Genomic DNA, 14,687 nt, shown 5'->3' on the forward strand with positions numbered 1-14,687 from the left:
ATGTGGAAACCAAGAACTACCTGCACACCACCGTCTTGCTCAACGAGGCCGTGGACGCCTTGTTGGAGGCCAGGGTCGAGATGGACCCGGTCTTTGTCGATGGGACTTTTGGCAGAGGCGGGCATTCCCGCCTGGTGCTGTCCAAGCTGCCGGCCCAGGGCCGGCTCATTGCTTTTGACAAGGACGTGGAGGCGATTGCCGAGGCTGGCAAGATTGCCGACGCCCGGTTTGCCATTCGCCATGAGGGCTTCAGCCACATGGCGCAGCTGCCTGCCGCTTCGGTGGCGGGTGTGCTGCTGGATCTGGGGGTCAGCTCCCCGCAGATCGACAGTCCCGAGCGCGGCTTCAGTTTCCGCTTCGATGGCCCGCTCGACATGCGCATGGACACCACCCGAGGCCAGAGTGTGGCCGAGTGGTTGCAAGAGGCGGAAACACAGCAAATAGCGGAGGTGATTCGTGACTTCGGTGAAGAACGGTTTGCTGGGCCCATTGCAAAGGCGATTGTTGCGCGGCGGGAGGCTGGCTCGCCAGTCGCCACCACTGCCGATCTGGCCGAGCTCGTGGCTGGCGCAGTCAAGACCCGCGAGGCTGGGCAAAATCCAGCTACGCGGACATTCCAGGCTCTTCGGATTTTCATTAATGCCGAGCTTGAAGAGCTCGAACAGGCGCTAGAGGCCAGTCTGCGGGTGCTCGCTCCCGGCGGCCGTCTGGTGGTGATCAGCTTCCACTCACTGGAAGACCGCATCGTCAAGCAGTTCATTGCCAAGCATTCCAAAGAGGTGTTCGACCGTCGCGCACCCTTTGCCACGCCCAAGCCGATGCTGCTCAAGGCGCTCGAGCGCATCAAACCCAGTGAGGCAGAAGTCTCGGCCAACCCACGCGCCCGCAGTGCGGTGATGCGGGTGGCCGAACGCACCGAGGTGGCGGCATGATGCGCCGCGGCCTTCCCGGACCATGCAACAGGGGGTGGCTGTGCTGCTGCGCCTGAACATTCTGCTGCTCATGGTGACGATCATCAGCGCGATGGCGCTGGTGCAGTCGCAGTATGAATCGCGCAAGCTGTTCACCGAACTCGACCGCGCACTGGCCGAGTCGCGCCAGCTGGAGACGGACCACCAGCGCCTGCAGGTGGAAAAGCGCGCCCAGGCCACGCCGCTGCGGCTGGAGCAGCTCGCCCGCGAAAAGTGGGGTATGCAGACAGCCACGCCAGCCGTCACGGTGTATGTGCCTGAGCCAGGCAACGGATCGGTGGCCCCATGAGCAAGGACATGCGCTACTCCACTAGCCCCTTGCTGGCCGAGCGCACGCCGATGTGGCGCAGCCGCTTCATCATGATTGGTCTGGCACTGGCCTTTACCGGCCTGATTGGCCGCGCCGCCTATGTGCAGGTCATTGGCAATGATTTCTTCCTGCGCCAGGGCGAAGTGCGCTTTGCCCGCACGATCGAGCTGCCGGCCAACCGGGGCCGCATCCTCGACCGCAATGGCCTGATTCTGGCGTCCAGCGTGCCCGCTGCCAGCATCTGGGCGATTCCCGAAGATGTGGACCAGGCCGATCCGGCGATCAAGGCCAAGATTGGCGAGATCGCCAAGCTGATGGGCATGCCGCTGGCGCAACTCGATGCCAAGCTGGCCGATGAGGACAAGTCCTTTGTCTGGATCAAGCGGCAGCTCGATTGGGACATCGGGCAGAAGATCAAGGCGCTGGATGTCAAGGGCATCTACCTGCGCAAGGAATACAAGCGCCAGTACCCCGAAGGTGAATCTGCAGCCCACGTCGTGGGCTTTACCAATGTGGAAGACCAGGGCCAGGAAGGCATGGAGCTGGCCTTCAACACCGAGCTGGGCGGCAAGGCCGGCTCGCGCCGCGTGATCAAGGACCGCCTGGGCCGCATCGTCGAAGGCGTGGGCGTGGAGACGCCGCCGCAAGAGGGCCAGGACATCCAGCTGTCCATCGACAGCAAGGTGCAGTTCTTCGCCTACCAGAAGCTGCGCGACCAGGTGGCCGCCTTCAAGGCCAAGGCCGGCAGTGTCGTGGTGATGGATGCCCACACCGGCGAAGTGCTGGCGCTGGCCAACTACCCCAGCTACGACCCGAACAACCGCTCGCGCCTGACCGGTGAGCAGCTGCGCAACCGCGCGATTACCGATACCTTCGAGCCCGGCTCGACGATGAAGCCCATCACCGTGGGCACGGCGCTGGAGCTGGGCCGGGTCAAGAACACCACGATCATCGACACCACCCCCGGGCGTTACGCGATTGGCGGCTTCACGATCAGCGACACCCACAACTATGGTGCGCTGACGGTGGATGGCGTGATCCAGAAGTCCTCCAACGTGGGCGCGCTCAAGGTGGCGCAGAAGATGTCGCCGCAAGAGATGTGGAATGTGCACTCGGCGCTGGGCTATGGGCAAAAGCCCCAGATTGCCTTCCCGGGCGCGGCCAGTGGCCGCCTGCGTCCCTGGAAGAGCTGGAAGCCGGTCGAGCAGGCCACCATCTCTTACGGCTACGGCCTGTCGGCTTCGCTGTTCCAGATGGCGCGCTCCTACACCGTGTTCTCGAACGACGGCAATGTGATCCCGGCGACCATGCTCAAGCGCAGTGGCCGCCCTGCGGGCACGCCGGTGTTCTCGAAGAAGACCGCCGAGCTGGTGCGCCACATGCTGTGGATGGCCGCCGGCCCGGGTGGTACCGGCCAGAAGGCGCAGACCGTGGGCTACTCCATCGGCGGCAAGTCGGGTACGGCCCGCAAGCAGCAGGGCCGGGGCTATGCCGCAGGCAAGTACCGCGCCTGGTTCACCGGCATTGCACCGATCGAGAACCCGCGCATCATCGTGGCCGTGATGGTCGACGAGCCCAGCCAGGGCAGCTTTTACGGCGGTACCGTCGCTGGCCCGGTGTTCAGCGAAGTGGTGCAGCAGACCTTGCGCCTGATGGGCGTGCAGCCCGATATGTCGGTCAAGCCGCAGATTGTGGCCAACGATGTGGAGGAGCCGCTATGAGCGCCACCACCACCGTGACCACTGTCACAAGCACCGCCGCCGCCGTTGAATGGCTGCGCGAGCGCGTGCGCGGCGGCACCTTGCACACCGACAGCCGCCAGGTGCACGCGGGCGACGCCTTTATCGCCTGGCCCGGTGGCGTCAATGACGGCCGGGCCTATGTGGCGCAGGCCGTGCAGCGCGGCGCGGCCGCCTGCCTGGTGGAGCAGGCCGGCCTGGAGCAGTTTGATCTGCAAGGCATGCCCGTCGCTGCGATGGCCGATTTGAAGGCCGCCACCGGCCCGATGGCCAGCGCCTGGTTTGGCCAGCCCAGCGAGCAGCTCGATGTGCTGGCCGTCACCGGCACCAATGGCAAGACCAGCATCAGCTGGTGGCTGGCCCAGGCGGTGAGCCATCTGTGCGAATCCGGTGTGCTGCCGCACCGGGGCTGCGCGATGGTCGGCACCTTGGGCGTGGGCATTCCGCCGCACCAGCTCGATGTGACCGGCATGACCACCCCCGATCCGGTGCTGCTGCAGCGCGCCTTCCGCAGCTTTGCCGATGCCGGCTACGGCGCATGCGCGATCGAGGCCTCGTCCATCGGCATTGCCGAGCACCGCCTGGCCGGCACCCGTATCCGGCTGGCCATCTTCACGAATTTCACCCAGGACCACCTGGACTACCACGGCAGCATGGATGCCTACTGGGCCGCTAAAGAGGCTCTGTTCCACTGGTCCGGCCTGCAGTCGGCCGTGGTCAACCTGGACGACGCGCGGGGCGCGGCGCTGGCGGCCTCCTTGGCCGGCGGCGCACTCGATCTGTGGACCGTCTCCGTGGATAACCCCAGCCAGGCCCGTCTGTCTGCCCAGGCCATCCGCGCGGGCGAGCGCGGTTTGGTGTTCGAGGTCGTAGAGGCCGGCGCCGAAGGCGCTGCCGTGACCCTGCACAGCCAGGTGATTGGCCAGTACAACGTGCTCAACCTCTTGCAGGTGATGGCCAGCCTGCGCGTGCTGGGGGCGAGCTTGCAGCAGGCTGCACAGGCCTGCGCGGGGCTGGCTGCAGTGCCGGGCCGCATGGAACAGGTCAGCCAGGCCGGTGCGCCCCTGGTGGCCATTGATTACGCCCACACCCCCGATGCGCTGGACAAGGCCTTGCAGGCGCTGCGCCCGCTGGCTGTGCAGCGCGGCGGCCAGCTGTGGTGCGTGTTTGGCTGTGGTGGCAACCGCGATGCCGGCAAGCGCCCGCTGATGGGCCGCATTGCCCAGGCCGGTGCCGACGAGGTGGTGGTGACCAGCGACAACCCGCGCGGCGAGCAGCCCCAGGCCATCATCGACGACATTCTGCGCGGCATGACGCCCAGCGCGCATTGGTATGTACAGGCCGACCGCGCAGCCGCCATCGACGAGGTGCTGCTGCGTGCCGCCAGCCAGGATGTGGTGCTGCTGGCCGGCAAAGGCCATGAAGATTACCAGGAAGTGGCCGGCGTGAAGCTGCCCTTTCTCGATGCCGCGCAGGCCCATGCTGCGCTGGCCAAGCGGAAAGAATCCCTATGAGCATGATGACCCTGCAGCAGGCGCTGGGCTTCATTGAGCCCCTTGTCCCCCAGGCCCGGCTGGTGGGGGATGGTGCTGTGCCGCTGCTGCGCGTCCACTCGGACTCGCGCAGCCTGCAGGCGGGCGATTTGTTTGTGGCGCTCAAGGGTGAACGCTTTGATGCCAACCAGTTTCTGGCCCAGGCCCAGGCCGCAGGTGCAGCGGCCGCGCTGTGCCATGCCGACCCGGCCGAGGCTGGCCTGCCCGGCATTGTGGTGCCCGATACCCTGGCGGCGCTGGGCGCGCTGGCCACCGGCTGGCGTGCGCAGTTTCCGCTGCCGCTGATTGCAGTGACGGGCAGCAATGGCAAGACCACGGTAACCCAGATGCTGGCCTCGATCCTGCGCGCGCATGCCGGCGATGCCGCATGGGCCACGCGTGGCAACCTGAACAACGAGATCGGCGTGCCGCTGACGCTGCTGGGCCTGACGGCTGCGCACCGCGCTGCTGTGGTCGAGCTGGGCATGAACCACCCCGGCGAAATCGCCGTGCTCGCCGCAATGGCGCAACCCCAGGTGGCCCTGGTCAACAACGCGCAGCGCGAACACCAGGAGTTCATGCACACGGTCGAAGCCGTGGCCCGCGAAAACGGCAGCGTGCTGGCCGCGCTGCCAGCCGATGGCGTGGCGGTGTTCCCTGCTGGCGATACCTATACCCCCTTGTGGCAAGCGCTGGCTGCCGGCCGGGCCACCTGCCTCTTTGGTGAGCAGGCCGATGGCGCCCAGGCTTTTGCCAGCGATGTGCAGTGGCAAGAGGGCGCCTGGCATTTGCAACTGCACCTGCCCGGTGGCGCTGCGCCCGTGGTGCTGCAGATTGCCGGCCGCCACAACGTGCGCAATGCGCTGGCTGCGGCCGCATCGGCCCATGCCGCCGGTGTGCCGCTGGCCGCCATTGCCCAGGGCCTGTCGGTGTTCGAGCCGGTCAAGGGCCGCTCGCGTGCGCTGGCCCTGCCCATCGCCGGCCGCAGCCTGACGGTGGTCGATGACAGCTACAACGCCAACCCGGATTCGGTGCAGGCCGCGATCGAGGTGCTGGCCGAGCTGCCCGCGGCCCAGCTCTTGGTGCTGGGTGATATGGGCGAGGTGGGTGACCAAGGGCCCCGGTTCCATGCCGAGGCCGGTGCGCTGGCCAAGCAGCATGGCATCGCCCAGTTGTTTACTTTGGGTGCCCAAAGCCAGTCGGCCGCCCAGGCCTTTGGTGCTGGTGCTCAGCATTTCGAGAGCATGCCTGCCTTGCAGGATGCGGTGTGCAAGTTGATGCCTCAGTTGGGCAGTGTGTTGGTCAAAGGTTCGCGGTTCATGAAGATGGAGCAAGTGGTGCAGGCGATGCAGTCGTGCGCAGACAAGGGCCTGAACGCCCATGAGGAGGCCGCATGCTGATTGTGCTCGCCAGCTGGTTGCAAAGCCTCTCGCCCGAGTTCGGCTTTTTGCGCATCTTCCAGTACCTGACCTTCCGCGCGGTGATGGCGGCGATGACGGCGCTGGTGATCGGCCTGGTGGCCGGCCCCAAGGTCATCCGTACCTTGTCGGCGCTGAAGATCGGCCAGCCCATCCGGGGCTATGCGATGCAAAGCCATTTGAGCAAGAGCGGCACCCCGACGATGGGCGGCGTGCTGATCTTGCTGGCGATCACCATCTCGACCGTGCTGTGGTTTGACCTGTCCAACCGCTTTGTCTGGATCGTGCTGATCGTCACCTGGGGCTTTGGTGCCATTGGCTGGGTCGACGACTGGCGCAAGGTGGTCAACAAGGACCCCGAAGGCATGCGCTCGCGCGAGAAGTATTTCTGGCAGTCGATGGTCGGACTGGCCGCCGCGCTGGCCCTGGTTTTCTGTATCTCGGAAAACACCAATGCCGAGGTCTGGAGCCTGTTCGTCAACTGGGTGCAGTCGGGCTTTTCGCTGGATCTGCCGCCCAACGCCGGCCTGATGGTGCCCTTCTTCAAGCAGGTGAACTACCCGCTGGGCGTGCTGGGCTTTGTGATCATGACCTACCTGGTCATCGTGGGCGCGAGCAATGCCGTCAACCTGACCGACGGGCTCGATGGCCTGGCCATCATGCCGGTGGTGATGGTGGGCTCGGCGCTGGGCGTGTTCGCCTATGTGACCGGCAGCGTCAATTTCTCGCGCTACCTGCTGTTCCCGCACATTGGCGGCACCGGCGAGCTGCTGGTGTTCTGCTGCGCAATGACGGGCGCGGGCCTGGCCTTCCTGTGGTTCAACACCCACCCGGCCCAGGTTTTCATGGGCGATGTGGGCGCGCTGGCACTGGGCGGTGCGCTGGGCACGATCGCGGTGATCGTTCGGCAGGAGATCGTGCTGGCCATCATGGGCGGCATCTTTGTGGCCGAAGCGGTGTCGGTGATGATGCAGGTGGTCTGGTTCAAGTACACCAAGAAGCGCTATGGCGAAGGCCGGCGTTTGTTGAAGATGGCCCCCTTGCACCACCATTTTGAAAAGAGCGGCTGGCGCGAAACCCAGGTCGTTGTGCGTTTCTGGATCATCACGATGCTGCTGTGTCTGATCGGTCTGTCTACCTTGAAGCTGCGGTGAGCACCATGTCAACCGAGCACCTCCACCCCCTTGATCCCTCGGCAGAGGCCGCTGCTGCGCCCATGGCGCCAGCGGTAGCGCCGGTGGCTGCGAATGAGCTGGCGCAGCCTGCCGAGTTGCAGCCTGAGGTGGCAGCAGCTGGCGATGATGTCCAGGCACAAGCGCTTGCGACCACGGATGCGGCCTTGCCCACCGATGAGGCCGCAGCGGATGGTGCAGCCGCTGCGGCCACCGATGCTGCGGACGCTGCAGTAAATCAACCCGCCGACGCCTCGGCGGTGGACATGGCCCCGGTGCCCGATGTGTCGACCCTGACGGCCGCCAAGGATGCGGCGGCCTTTGTCGCGCAGATCTTTGCCGACCCCGGTGTGTCGGACGCGGCCAGCAGCGAGGTGACCGCGGTGGATGTGCAGCCCCAGGAGGCCGAGGTGGTCTATGCGCCGGTGCCCGCACAGTGGCCCCAAGGGCAGGAGCACCCGCTGAAGGGCCAGCAGGTGCTGGTGCTGGGTTTGGGTATCTCGGGCCTGGCGATGGCGCGCTGGTGCGCGCGTTGCGGCGCCCAGGTGACGGTTGCGGATACGCGTGAGGAGCCGCCCCATTTGGCGCAGCTGCGCAGCGAGCTGCCGGAGGTGCGTTTTGTCGCCGGTGTGTTGTCCGCTGCGCTGGTCGATGGCCAGCCGGTGCGTGTGGTCTACCGCTCGCCCGGCCTGAGCCCCGAGACCGTGGCCCCGGTCGTTGATGCGGCGCGCGCCATTGGTTTGCCTGTCAGCGGCGAGCTGGATCTTTTCAGCCTGGCGCTGCAGTCGCTGGCCCAGGCCCATGGCTATGCACCCAAGGTGCTGGCGATCACGGGCACGAATGGCAAGACCACTGTCACGTCGCTCACGGGGCAATTGCTCGCGCATGCCGGCATGACCACGGCGGTGGCCGGCAATATCGGCCCCAGCCTGCTCGATACGCTGTCGCAGCACATTGACTCCGAGAGCCTGCCCCAGGCCTGGGTGCTGGAGCTGTCGAGCTTCCAGCTCGAAGATGCGCATGCCTTCAACCCGACGGCAGCGACCGTGCTCAATATCAGCCAGGACCACCTGGACTGGCATGGCAGCATGGAGGCCTATGCGGGCGCCAAGGCCAAGATTTTTGGCAGCGATGCGCTGATGGTGCTCAACCGCGACGACCCGGCCGTGATGGCCATGCTGCCGCCACCGGTGCGGGTCAAGCTGCAGCGCCCCCAGCTGCGCCCGCACATCAGCTTTGGCCTGGATCTGCCGACCCAGGTGGGCGACTATGGCCTGGACGTGGTCAACGGCATGGCCTGGCTGGTGCGTGCGCAGGACGATGGCAACAGCGCCAGCAACAAGCGCAACCAGACAGCTGCTGACGATGTGTTCCTGCAGCGGCTGATGCCTGCCGATGCGCTGCGTATCCGGGGCCGCCACAACGCGATGAATGCGCTGGCAGCGCTGGCGCTGGGCCATGCGGCGGGCGCTGGTTTTGCGCAGATGCTGTTTGGCCTGCGCGAGTACCGCGGTGAGCGCCACCGGGTCGAGCCCATCGGCATCGTCAGCGATGTGGAATATTTTGACGACAGCAAGGGCACCAATGTGGGCGCCACGGTGGCCGCGCTGATGGGCCTGGGTGCCGAGCGCCGTATCGTGCTGATCCTGGGCGGCGAGGGCAAGGGCCAGGACTTCTCGCCACTGGCAGCGCCCGTGCTGCGCTATGCGCGCGCCGTGGTGCTGATTGGCCGCGATGCGCCGCTGATCGAGGCCGCACTGGCAGACACCGGTGTGCCGCTGCTGCACGCGCCCAGCATGGATGAGGCCGTGCTGCTGGCCAGCCAGAAGGCGGTCGCGGGCGACGCGGTGCTGATGTCACCGGCCTGCGCCAGCTTTGACATGTTCAAGAACTACGGCCACCGCGCCGAGGTCTTCTGCCAAGCCGTTGCGGCGCTGGCCGAGGAACGCGGCACCAGTTTGGAGGTGCAGCCATGAGCACCGAGACCGGACTGCGCAGCAGGTTCTCGGGCTGGTTCAAGCCGGCCGGGGAAAAGCCTGTCGATATCCTGCCGGTGCGCGTGGGCGGCAATGAATACCGCCAGACGCCATCGAGTGCCACCAATATCTTTGGTGCCGACCAGGTGCTGATCTGGCTGGTGGTGGCCATCCTGTCCTGGGGCATCGTCATGGTGTTCTCGGCCTCGATCGCGATGCCGGACAACCCGCGCTTTGGCAAGATCGCGCATTACTACTTCTTCCAGCGCCACCTGATGAGCGTGGGGTTGGGCTTTGTGGCAGCGGTGCTCACTTTCCAGATTCCGATGAAGGTCTGGGAGCACTGGGCGCCCTGGCTGTTCATTGCCTCGATCCTGCTGCTCATTGCGGTGCTGATCCCGCATGTGGGCACGGTGGTCAACGGCGCGCGCCGCTGGCTGTCGCTGGGCATCATGAACTTCCAGCCCTCCGAGCTGGCCAAGATCGCGGTCATCATGTATGCCGCCGATTACATGGTGCGCAAGATGGAGGTCAAGGAGCGCTTCTTCCGCGCGGTGCTGCCGATGGGGCTGGCCGTGGGCATCGTCGGCGCGCTGCTGCTGGCCGAGCCCGACATGGGTGCCTTCATGGTGATCGCCGTGATCGCGATGGGCATCCTGTTCCTGGGTGGCGTCAATGCCCGCATGTTCTTCCTGATCGCGCTGGTGCTGGTGGCTGCCTTTGCGCTGATCGTGATGACCTCCGAATGGCGGCGCGAGCGGATTTTTGCCTACCTCGACCCCTGGAGCGAAAAGCATGCGCTGGGCAAGGGCTACCAGCTGTCGCATTCGCTGATTGCGATTGGCCGGGGCGAGATCTTTGGCGTGGGCCTGGGTGGCAGCGTCGAGAAGCTGCACTGGCTGCCCGAGGCGCATACCGACTTCTTGCTGGCGGTGATCGGCGAGGAACTGGGCCTGGTCGGCATCATTGCGCTCTTGGGTCTGTTCTTCTTCATGATCCGCCGCATTGTCGAGATCGGCCGCCAGGCGATCCGCATGGACCGTATCTTCTCCGGCCTGGTGGCGCAGGGTATTGCGATCTGGCTGGGCTTTCAGACCTTCATCAATGCCGGTGTGAACCTGGGCGCCTTGCCCACCAAGGGCCTGACCTTGCCGCTGATGAGTTTCGGGGGCTCGGCGATCTTGATGAACCTGGTGGCGATTGCCATCGTGCTGCGCATCGATTGCGAAAACAAGGCCATGGGTGCCGGGGGGGCGCGATCATGAGCGGCAAGACGGCACTGATCATGGCGGGCGGCACCGGCGGCCATATCTTCCCCGGCCTGGCCGTGGCCCAGGAGCTGCGCAGCCGTGGCTGGACCGTGCACTGGCTGGGCGCACCCGACAGCATGGAAGAGCGCCTGGTGCCGCCCCAGGGCTTTGCGCTGGAGCGGGTGGCGTTCTCGGGCGTGCGTGGCAAGGGGCTCATGTCGCTGGTCGGCATGCCGCTGCGCCTGTTGAAGGCCTTGCAGCAGGCACGCGCCGTGCTGCGCAAGGTCCGCCCCGATGTGGTCGTTGGCATGGGTGGCTATATCACCGTGCCCGGCGGTCTGGCGGCCAAGCTGGCCGGCGTGCCCATCGTGCTGCATGAGCAGAACTCGGTGCCGGGCATGGCCAACAAGCTGCTGGCCCGCATGGCCCAGCGCGTGTTTAGCGCCTTCCCCCATGCGATTGCAGGCGGCCAGTGGGTGGGCAACCCGCTGCGCGCCGAGTTCCTGCAGCAGCCAGAACCTGCTGAGCGCTTTGCCGGCCGCAGTGGCCCGCTGCAGCTGCTGGTGGTGGGTGGCAGCCTGGGTGCCAAGGCCTTGAACGAGGTGGTCCCTAGGGCGCTGGCGCTGATGGCGCCCGAGGCGCGCCCGGTGGTCACGCACCAAAGCGGCGCCAAGCAGATCGACGCGCTGCAGGCCAACTACGCAGCCGCTGGCGTGCAAGCCAGCCTCACCCCCTTTATCGACGATGCGGCCAAGGCCTATGCGGATGCCGATGTCATCGTCTGCCGCGCCGGTGCCAGCACGGTGACCGAGCTGGCCGCCGTGGGCGCGGCAGCGGTGTTTGTGCCGTTCCCGGCGGCGGTGGATGACCACCAGACGGCCAATGCGCGCTTCCTGGTGGATGCCGGCGCCGGCTGGTTGGTGCAACAAAGCGTGTTGACCCCGGAAAACCTGGCTCAGATGCTAGAGAATATGCAGCGAGCGGGCCTGGTGGACATGGCCCAAAAGGCAAAGAAAATGCAGAAATTGGAAGCCGCCCAAGCAGTGGCGGATGCCTGCGTGGAGGTGGCACGATGAAACACGCCATCCAACGCATTCATTTTGTAGGTATCGGCGGTGCCGGCATGAGCGGCATTGCCGAAGTGCTGCACAACCTGGGCTATATGGTCTCGGGCTCGGACCTGTCGGACAGCAGCACCATGGCGCATCTGCGCGATGCCGGTATCACCACCTTTGTGGGCCATGATGCGGCGCATATCGCCCAGGCCCAGGCGGTGGTGACATCGACGGCGGTGCAGGCCGACAACCCCGAAGTCGTGGCCGCCCGGGCCATGGGCATTCCGGTGGTGCCGCGCGCGCTGATGCTCGCTGAGCTGATGCGCCTGCGCAAGGGCATCGCCATTGCCGGCACCCATGGCAAGACGACGACCACCAGCCTGGTGACCAGCGTGCTGGCCGAGGCGGGGCTGGACCCCACCTTTGTCATTGGCGGCAAGCTCAACAGCGCCGGCGCCAATGCACGCCTGGGCAGTGGTGAGTACATCGTGGTCGAGGCGGACGAGTCCGATGCCTCGTTCCTGAACCTGCTGCCGGTAATGGCGGTGGTGACGAACATCGATGCCGACCACATGGACACCTATGGCCATGACTTTGGCCGGCTCAAGACGGCCTTTGTCGATTTTTTGAACCGCATGCCGTTTTATGGCAATGCTGTGGTCTGCATCGACAGCCCGGCCGTTGGCGACATCATCGAGCGCGTGGCCTGCAAGGTCACGACCTACGGCCTGGGCGAAAACGCCCAGATCCGCGCGGTGAACCTGCAGGCCGACAACGGCCAGATGCGCTTTACCGTGCAGCGCCGCCTGGCCCAGGCCTTGCCCGATCTGGAGGTGGTGCTGAACCTGCCCGGCGAGCACAACGTGCTCAATGCACTGGCCGTGGTCGGTGTGGCGGCTGCCATCGGTATCGATGACGCAGCGCTGCAGCGGGCGCTGCAAGGCTTCAAGGGTGTGGGGCGCCGTTTTCAGCGTTATGGCCAGGCCCAGCTGCCCAACGGCGGCGAGTTGACGGTTATTGACGATTACGGACATCACCCTGTCGAAATGGCTGCCACCATTGCGGCCGCGCGCGGCGCGTTTCCAGGCCGCCGGCTGGTGCTGGCCTTCCAGCCGCACCGCTACACCCGCACGCGGGATTGCTTTGAGGACTTTGTCCAGGTGCTGGGCGGCGCCGATGCGGTGCTGCTGGCCGAGGTCTATGCCGCCGGTGAGGCGCCCATCGTGGCGGCCGACAGCCGTGCGCTGGCCCGCGCGGTGCGGGTGGCTGGCAAGGTCGAGCCGGTGTTTGTCGAGCAGATCAGCAGCCTGCCCCAGCAGATTCTGGACCAGGCGCAGGACGGCGACGTGCTGCTGTGCATGGGCGCGGGATCGATTGGTGCGGTGGCCGCCAAGGTGATGGCATTGGCGGGTGGGCAAGAGCGTGTAGCGCCGCAGGGGAGCGCGGTATGAGTGAAACCATGAACAATATTGATGTGAAGGCCTTGGGCAAGGTCGCGGTGCTGATGGGCGGGAGCTCGGCAGAGCGCGAGGTGTCGCTGATGTCCGGCAAGGGCGTGCTCGCTGCGCTGCAGTCCAAGGGTGTGGACGCGCATGCGTTTGATCCCTCGCAGCAGGACCTGGGCGAGCTGCGCAAGCAAGGCTTTGCGCGCTGCTTCATCGCGCTGCATGGCCGCCATGGCGAAGACGGCACGGTGCAAGGCGCGCTGGAGCTGCTGGGCATTCCCTACACCGGCCCGGGCGTGATGGCCTCGAGCATCGCGATGGACAAGATCATGACCAAGCGCATCTGGCGCTTTGAGGGCCTGTCCACCCCCGAGTGGCGCATGGCCGCCAGCGAACAGGACACGCGCGATGCGCTGGCCGCACTGGGCGCGCCGATGATCGTCAAGCCCGCACGCGAGGGCTCGACCATTGGCCTGTCCAAGATCAGCAGCCCCGAAGAATGCGCCCAGGCCTATGCGCTGGCCTCCCGCTATGACCCCGAAGTGCTGTGCGAGCAGTTCATCGAGGGCATGGAGACCACCTGCGCGGTGCTGGGCCAGGGCCGCAGCGCCCAGGCGCTGCCGGTGATCAAGATCGTCGCGCCCGAAGGCAACTACGACTACCAGAACAAGTACTTCACCGACACCACCCAGTATTTCTGCCCCAGCGAGCTGCCAGACGAGATGGAAGCGGCGATCCGCGACCTGGCGGAAAAGGCCTTCCGCACCCTGGGCTGCCGGGGCTGGTCGCGTGCCGATGTGATGGTGCGTGCCTCGGACCAGCAGCTGTTCCTGCTGGAGATCAATACCTCGCCGGGCATGACCAGCCATTCGCTGGTGCCGATGGCGGCCCGTGCCACCGGCATGAGCTATGAAGACCTGTGTTTGCACCTGCTGGCCAATGCATCGAGCGATGCGGCCCAGGGTGCGGAGCTGTAAGACAAGGAGATGAGATCCATGGAGCAGACCATGCCAGTCCCCTTCGACGTCAAGCTGATGAACATGCTGGCCACGGCATTGTTCCTCGGCTGCGGCGCGTTGCTGGTGCTGGCTGGGGTGCGCTGGGCCATCCACCATCCGGCGCTGAGCATTGCGCGCATCGTGGTGCAGGGCGAGCTCGAACACAACAGCGCCGTGTCGCTGCAGGCCAATGTGATGCCGTCCTTGAAAGGCAACTTCTTCACGATGGACCTCGATGAGACGCGGCGGATCTTCGAGCAGGCGCCCTGGGTGCGCCAGGCGCGCATCAAGCGCGAGTTCCCCAGCACCTTGGCGGTGACGATCACCGAGCAGGATGCGACGGCGATCTGGGGCGCGGAGGGCGAGTCCCGCCTGCTCAACAGCGAAGGCCAGATGTTTGAAGGTGACTCGGCCGACCCCGATCTGCTGCACCTGCCGCACCTGTCGGGCCCGGCTGGGCGTTCCCAAGAGGTACTGGCCATGTTCCGCGCGCTCGCGCCCATCTACGCCAAGCTCGACAACGCGCTGGTGGCGCTGGCCGAGTCGAACAGCGGCAGCTGGAAGGCCACCTTGCAGTCTGGCGCGGTCATCGAGATGGGCCAGGGCCGGGAGGATGTCGTGAGCGAGCGGGTACGTAAATTTGTTGAATCTTTGCCTGAAGTCACCGGTACCTACAGACGCAGCGTGGCATCGCTGACGTCGGCGGATCTGCGCCATGCCGGGGGCTATGCGGTGCGCATGCAAGGGGTGACCACGGGCACCTCGGCAGCGGGCCGGGCGCCAGTCAAAAAATAAAACACAGAGATGCGAAACATGAACCA

General features: G+C 65.8%; 12 protein-coding genes. All 12 read left to right on the forward strand.

Translation table 11 applies throughout. The features are described from left to right. Positions 1-2: 2 nt before the first annotated feature. Entirely contained in the window at positions 3-932 is a 930-nt protein-coding gene (rsmH, locus tag ACPEE1_RS04965) for a 16S rRNA (cytosine(1402)-N(4))-methyltransferase RsmH (RefSeq protein ID WP_423936388.1), read from the forward strand. 43 nt (positions 933-975) lie between these two features. Further along, entirely contained in the window at positions 976-1,260 is a 285-nt protein-coding gene (gene ftsL, locus ACPEE1_RS04970; RefSeq protein WP_116926558.1) for a cell division protein FtsL, read from the forward strand. An 8-nt stretch (positions 1,261-1,268) separates the two neighbouring features. Continuing rightward, complete coding sequence (locus ACPEE1_RS04975; RefSeq protein ID WP_409935107.1) at positions 1,269-3,002, forward strand: peptidoglycan D,D-transpeptidase FtsI family protein; 1,734 nt, start codon at positions 1,269-1,271, stop codon at positions 3,000-3,002. After that, a complete protein-coding gene (locus tag ACPEE1_RS04980; RefSeq protein ID WP_182343570.1) occupies positions 2,999-4,534 on the forward strand; it encodes a UDP-N-acetylmuramoyl-L-alanyl-D-glutamate--2,6-diaminopimelate ligase in 1,536 nt (511 codons plus the stop codon). Before ACPEE1_RS04975 ends, ACPEE1_RS04980 begins: the two co-directional genes overlap by 4 nt. Positions 4,535-4,536: 2 nt before the next feature. After that, positions 4,537-5,952: a UDP-N-acetylmuramoyl-tripeptide--D-alanyl-D-alanine ligase gene (locus ACPEE1_RS04985; RefSeq protein WP_182345856.1), complete on the forward strand. Its 1,416-nt coding sequence runs from the start codon at positions 4,537-4,539 to the stop codon at positions 5,950-5,952. Next, positions 5,946-7,124: a phospho-N-acetylmuramoyl-pentapeptide-transferase gene (mraY, locus tag ACPEE1_RS04990; protein ID WP_116926496.1), complete on the forward strand. Its 1,179-nt coding sequence runs from the start codon at positions 5,946-5,948 to the stop codon at positions 7,122-7,124. Before ACPEE1_RS04985 ends, mraY begins: the two co-directional genes overlap by 7 nt. A gap of 62 nt (positions 7,125-7,186) precedes the next feature. Beyond that, positions 7,187-9,118 (forward strand): UDP-N-acetylmuramoyl-L-alanine--D-glutamate ligase, encoded by a 1,932-nt coding sequence (gene murD / locus ACPEE1_RS04995; protein ID WP_423936391.1) that lies wholly within the window; start codon positions 7,187-7,189, stop codon positions 9,116-9,118. After that, positions 9,115-10,383 (forward strand): putative lipid II flippase FtsW, encoded by a 1,269-nt coding sequence (ftsW, locus tag ACPEE1_RS05000; protein WP_423935425.1) that lies wholly within the window; start codon positions 9,115-9,117, stop codon positions 10,381-10,383. The genes murD and ftsW overlap by 4 nt, the downstream gene beginning before the upstream one ends. Then, positions 10,380-11,444, forward strand: a complete 1,065-nt coding sequence (gene murG / locus ACPEE1_RS05005) for an undecaprenyldiphospho-muramoylpentapeptide beta-N-acetylglucosaminyltransferase (protein WP_116926493.1) — start codon at positions 10,380-10,382, stop codon at positions 11,442-11,444. The genes ftsW and murG overlap by 4 nt, the downstream gene beginning before the upstream one ends. After that, positions 11,441-12,874, forward strand: coding sequence for a UDP-N-acetylmuramate--L-alanine ligase (murC, locus tag ACPEE1_RS05010; protein ID WP_260718202.1), 1,434 nt, complete (start codon positions 11,441-11,443; stop codon positions 12,872-12,874). The genes murG and murC overlap by 4 nt, the downstream gene beginning before the upstream one ends. Before the next feature lie 8 nt (positions 12,875-12,882). Next, entirely contained in the window at positions 12,883-13,845 is a 963-nt protein-coding gene (locus tag ACPEE1_RS05015; RefSeq protein WP_232539439.1) for a D-alanine--D-alanine ligase, read from the forward strand. A 30-nt stretch (positions 13,846-13,875) separates the two neighbouring features. After that, a complete protein-coding gene (locus ACPEE1_RS05020) occupies positions 13,876-14,661 on the forward strand; it encodes a cell division protein FtsQ/DivIB (RefSeq protein WP_243419361.1) in 786 nt (261 codons plus the stop codon). The last annotated feature ends 26 nt before the right edge of the window (positions 14,662-14,687 follow it).

Source organism: Comamonas sp. 23 (genome assembly GCF_049601575.1).
Taxonomy (GTDB): domain Bacteria; phylum Pseudomonadota; class Gammaproteobacteria; order Burkholderiales; family Burkholderiaceae_C; genus Comamonas; species Comamonas squillarum.

Bases quoted from the DNA above. Each gene is read 5' to 3' on its own strand.
- ACPEE1_RS04975 (WP_409935107.1), top strand. From the start codon at position 1,269: ATGCGCTACTCCACTAGCCCCTTGCTGGCCGAGCGCACGCCGATGTGG.
- ACPEE1_RS04980 (WP_182343570.1), top strand. From the start codon at position 2,999: ATGAGCGCCACCACCACCGTGACCACTGTCACAAGCACCGCCGCCGCC.
- ACPEE1_RS04985 (WP_182345856.1), top strand. From the start codon at position 4,537: ATGATGACCCTGCAGCAGGCGCTGGGCTTCATTGAGCCCCTTGTCCCC.
- mraY (WP_116926496.1), top strand. From the start codon at position 5,946: ATGCTGATTGTGCTCGCCAGCTGGTTGCAAAGCCTCTCGCCCGAGTTC.
- murD (WP_423936391.1), top strand. From the start codon at position 7,187: ATGGCGCCAGCGGTAGCGCCGGTGGCTGCGAATGAGCTGGCGCAGCCT.
- ftsW (WP_423935425.1), top strand. From the start codon at position 9,115: ATGAGCACCGAGACCGGACTGCGCAGCAGGTTCTCGGGCTGGTTCAAG.
- murG (WP_116926493.1), top strand. From the start codon at position 10,380: ATGAGCGGCAAGACGGCACTGATCATGGCGGGCGGCACCGGCGGCCAT.
- murC (WP_260718202.1), top strand. From the start codon at position 11,441: ATGAAACACGCCATCCAACGCATTCATTTTGTAGGTATCGGCGGTGCC.
- ACPEE1_RS05015 (WP_232539439.1), top strand. From the start codon at position 12,883: ATGAACAATATTGATGTGAAGGCCTTGGGCAAGGTCGCGGTGCTGATG.
- ACPEE1_RS05020 (WP_243419361.1), top strand. From the start codon at position 13,876: ATGCCAGTCCCCTTCGACGTCAAGCTGATGAACATGCTGGCCACGGCA.